At 37.5% G+C, this 1,443-nt stretch carries 2 protein-coding genes and 1 pseudogene; all 3 read right to left on the bottom strand.

The window, feature by feature from the left end:
- Positions 1 to 204, bottom strand: a pseudogene (locus CXF78_RS00405) (site-specific integrase); the annotation flags it as partial.
- Positions 205 to 283: 79 nt separating this feature from the next.
- On the bottom strand, positions 284 to 571 hold the full coding sequence (locus tag CXF78_RS00400; protein ID WP_102035674.1) for a hypothetical protein: 288 nt from the start codon (positions 569 to 571) through the stop codon (positions 284 to 286).
- A gap of 440 nt (positions 572 to 1,011) precedes the next feature.
- Positions 1,012 to 1,443 (bottom strand): hypothetical protein (locus CXF78_RS00395; RefSeq protein ID WP_257984782.1); only part of this gene is annotated, 432 nt, incomplete at its 5' end.

Below are 1,443 nucleotides of genomic sequence, written 5' to 3'. Positions count from 1 at the left end.
GTAGGCTTTATAGTTGTTTTCTGACTGCTTTTGCTCAAATAACCAATCGGCACAGTGCTCTATAATGAGTCCTGCATCGGCAACTTTATCTATTGAAATTCGGGTAATGTACTGATTAACGTCCGCATTACCTTGTAATACATGCTCTGCAGCATCAAAAAGTGGTAATACTGGCGGCAGCTCATCAGTGATATTATTGGTCATATGATTAATTATAGGTTATTGATTGTATTACCTTATTGTACTATTTTTTGCCTGATGCCGATAATGTTATTTATCGGCATCAATCGTACCGATTTTTAGCGATGTGTTTTGGATATGTTGATACTGCAATATCTTTGTCTGTTATCAATTGTTGCATGCAATGCTCTACTGCAGTTGATGGCATACATGCTTGCTGACACTGCTTATTGTGACATGTCGACCTTTTTTGGCAGCTCCATAAACACAATTGCCAAACGGTTTGTTTACTTGCCCTGTCTAGGCATTGTAAGTCTGCAGCACATAAATGACCTGCTTTAATTAATTGGGCCACTTTATCTGCATCGATAGACACATTTATTCTGTTCATGTGTGCTCCTTATTTCACGCTACTCTTTTTCATAACGTTATTGCTCTATTCCCTACTCACCCTGGAAAGATGAATGCTGTATCTTAATAATACATTAATGAGAATAGTTATCAATTGCATTGTGGCTGTTCTCACCACTTCTGTGCTGTTGATCATGACATATGCGCATATAAAGGCTCACTTGAAATGTTTAATCGACAAGTGCTGATAACCGTTAATGCAATATGATGCCAGTACTAGACATAAGATTCGATGTGAAATGAGAAATGAACTGTAGGAGTGAAGTTTTTGACGGGATGACACTGAAACTAACCATAATGACAATTAAATAGGCCTATTTAAGACCTTTGCTATAGTGAAATGAAATGCCTATAGCCATTAAATTACCTCTGCCCTAGCCCACAAAGGTATCGTCATCTGCATATAAGTTAGCGATAACGTTAGTTGTTATCGTTATCGGCTAAGAAATCGTACATTAATGTCCGTGGCTGTTGTTGGTAATCAAATGAAACAAATACTCGCCATACCATATAATTACTGCTGCATGAGCCGAAAACCAATGGTCCTTGATAGACATTATCTTTTATTTCGGACAATGAAACTGGGATAATACCCATGAACATATCGCGCCCTTCAATTCTAATTGAAATATTAGTGATCGCTTGATTGCTGGTAAGCGTAACTATTAATGGTTTTTCGCTGGGGGTATTGACGGGATCAATCAATAAACCGACCTGCAAGTCGGCTACCTTTTTGTAACATTCTCCAACAGAAAACTGACATAACGTTTTATCGATGGCTAAATTAGCGTGTTCTTGTGTTTGTGGGTTGTCACAGGCTACTAAAAACATTAACAAAAAATTTAAAATGAT

This window comes from Shewanella sp. 11B5, from assembly GCF_002836795.1.
Classification (GTDB): domain Bacteria; phylum Pseudomonadota; class Gammaproteobacteria; order Enterobacterales; family Shewanellaceae; genus Shewanella; species Shewanella frigidimarina.
Note: the sequence above shows the minus strand (reverse complement) of the source record. Positions and strands in the feature narration are given on the sequence as shown.